At 51.7% G+C, this 418-nt stretch carries 1 pseudogene; it reads left to right on the top strand.

Annotated features, from left to right (window positions below):
- Nucleotides 1-418: pseudogene (prfC, locus tag B2Z72_RS14710) on the top strand (peptide chain release factor 3); the annotation flags it as partial.

Genomic DNA, 418 nt, shown 5'->3' with positions numbered 1-418 from the left:
GACCTGGCCGATCGGTATGGGTAAAGCCTTCAAAGGTGTTTACAACCTGCTGACTGATACTATTCATGTGTTTACCCCGGGTCAGGGCAGTGTGCTGCCGGATGATATTCAGATCAAAGGTCTGCAGTCTGACGAAGCCAAAGAGCTGCTCGGTGCAGATATGGTGGAAGAGCTGGCCGATGAGATTGAACTGGTGCAGGGCGCCAGTCATGAATTTAATCTGGACGAATATCTGCGTGGTGAATTAACGCCGGTCTTTTTCGGAACAGCACTGGCCAACTTCGGTATCCGCGAAATGCTGGATTACTTTGTTGAGTGGGCACCGGCGCCGCTGCCGCGTGAAACCGACAAAGGTCAGGTACCGGCCAACGACGAAAAATTCACCGGTTTCGTGTTTAAAATTCAGGCCAACATGGAC

Origin of the sequence: Thalassolituus sp. UBA6592 (assembly GCF_002433655.1) — a bacterium.
Classification (GTDB): domain Bacteria; phylum Pseudomonadota; class Gammaproteobacteria; order Pseudomonadales; family Oceanobacteraceae; genus Venatoribacter.
The sequence above is the reverse complement of the archived record's forward strand: the minus strand, read 5'-3'. Positions and strand labels throughout refer to the sequence as shown.